Source organism: Arthrobacter sp. CAL618 (genome assembly GCF_000468215.1).
In the GTDB taxonomy this organism is placed as follows: Bacteria; Actinomycetota; Actinomycetes; order Actinomycetales; family Micrococcaceae; genus Arthrobacter_D.
In genome coordinates, this window is record NZ_ASZW01000113.1 from 1 (window position 1) to 1,987 (window position 1,987).

Consider the following 1,987-nt stretch of genomic DNA (forward strand, 5'->3'; position numbering starts at 1 on the left):
GAGCCAGCCAATGCCGATCCCCTCGCCGCCATGGTCGGCGTGGATAGCACCGCGGTCACCCCCTCAGACAGCGCCGTGAGAAGGTTGCTGCCGGATGCGGTCCGGAACGACGACGGCGAGGCGCTGGAGTTCCGCCGGCTGACCGAACGGTCCCTCCGCGAGGACAAGATCGGCACCCTGCGCGGCAGTGCCCTGCTGCTGGAGTCCAGCCCGCTGACCCTCACCGCCGAGCAGGCCCGGCTGATGGCCCGGGCGCTCAACGACGTCCGGCTGGTCCTCGCGGACCGGCTGAAGATCGAAACCGACGAGGACGCGGCCCGCCTTCACAACATTGACGACGTCGCCGACGCCGACGACGTCGAGACCTACCTGGCGCTGGTGTACAACTTCGCGAGCTGGCTTCAGGAGTCACTGGTCCAGGCCTTGTTTGGGCTGAAAGACAAGTGAACGAGGCCTGCCGCGCCGCTGTGGTCGAAGGCTGTGACTAATTCCACTGGCGTCGGGTTCGTCTAATCCCGGTGGCAGGTCTTATGGTCGGTAGGTTATGACCTCCGTCCCGGGCGATTTTTCAGCAGTGAAGCGAACCGAGGCCCCGATCGGCATTTTCGATTCGGGCGTCGGTGGGCTGACAGTTGCGCGCGCCGTGATTGATCAGCTCCCGCGCGAGTCGATTCTCTACGTCGGCGACACCGCTCACGGCCCCTACGGCCCGTTGCCCATTGCCAATGTTCGCGCCCACGCGTTGGGCGTAATGGATGAGCTGGTGGATTCAGGCGTCAAACTCCTGGTTATTGCCTGCAACTCCGCGTCAGCGGCCGTGCTCCGTGACGCCCGCGAACGCTACACCGCCCGCTACGGTATCCCGGTGATCGAGGTGATCCAGCCAGCGGTCCGGCGGGCCGTCGCTGCAACCCGGAGCGGGAGGATCGGGGTGATCGGCACCTCAGCCACGGTGGGCTCCCGCGCCTACGAGGACACCTTCGCCGCCGCTCCGCACCTGTCCATCACCTCTGCCGCCTGTCCCGAGTTCGTCGAATTTGTCGAGGCTGGGATCACCTCGGGTCCTGAACTCCTCTCGACTGCCCAGCGGTACCTGCAGCCGCTGAAGGAGGCGGGAGTGGACACGCTGGTCTTGGGGTGCACCCATTACCCCCTGCTGACCGGGGCGATCTCCTATGTGATGGGGGATGCGGTCACACTCGTCTCAAGCGCCGAGGAAACCGCGAAGGATGTCTATCGTGCGTTGATCTCCCACGACCTGGAGCGGGTGGGGGAGGCTCAGCCCAGGCACCACTTCGTCGCCACCGGTGACGCCCAGCGGTTCGGTGAGCTGGCCCGCCGGTTCCTGGGACCCGAGGTCCTCAGCGTAGAACACGTCGACCATGTGGCCGCCCAGTATCCCACCGGAAGTATGGCCAGGATCACCCCGGAAATGATCGCCACTGCGCGCGCCGATGCGAGGGGGAACTCCTAGCCATGAAGCTGACCATCGTGGGCTGTAGCGGGTCGTTTCCTGGCCCCCAATCGCCGGCGTCGTGCTACCTGGTGACCGCGACGGTGCCCGACGGCGACAGCACCCGGACCTGGCGGATCCTCCTCGATCTCGGCAACGGCGCCCTGGGCGCGCTGCAGCGTTACATGGACCTGCGCGATATTGATGCAGTGTTCCTCAGCCATCTGCACCCCGACCACTGCATGGATCTCTGCGGTCTGCACGTTGCGGTGCACTGGGATCCCAACGGCTGGCACCGGCCGCGGATCCCGGTGTGGGGCCCCGCGGGTACCGCCGACCGGATGGCGACCGCCTACGGGCTGGACCTCGACCCCGGCATGCATGAGGACTTCGACTTCCAGATCTGGAAATCCCGCGCCGCCGTCACCCTGGGGCCTTTCACCGTCACGCCGTACCCGGTGCTGCACCCGGTCGAGGAGGCGTATGCCCTGCGCGTCGAGGTCGCGGGAGACAATTCCGGCGACCCGCCCCGGG

3 protein-coding genes are annotated in these 1,987 nt (G+C 66.6%); all 3 read left to right on the top strand.

Going from position 1 to position 1,987, the window contains the following annotated elements; genetic code table 11:
• The coding region (locus tag K728_RS0107060; RefSeq protein WP_024476299.1) for a DUF2017 family protein at nucleotides 1-447 on the top strand (447 nt) is incomplete at its 5' end.
• Between the two features lie 97 nt (nucleotides 448-544).
• Nucleotides 545-1,474 carry a glutamate racemase gene (gene murI / locus K728_RS0107065; protein WP_024476300.1) on the top strand — a complete coding sequence of 310 codons (930 nt, stop codon included), beginning with the start codon at nucleotides 545-547 and terminating at the stop codon, nucleotides 1,472-1,474.
• A gap of 2 nt (nucleotides 1,475-1,476) precedes the next feature.
• On the top strand, nucleotides 1,477-1,987 hold a 511-nt coding region (locus K728_RS0107070; protein WP_024476301.1), incomplete at its 3' end, for an MBL fold metallo-hydrolase.

Excerpts from the sequence above, each read along its gene's own strand:
- murI (WP_024476300.1), top strand. The coding sequence starts at position 545 with ATGACCTCCGTCCCGGGCGATTTTTCAGCAGTGAAGCGAACCGAGGCC.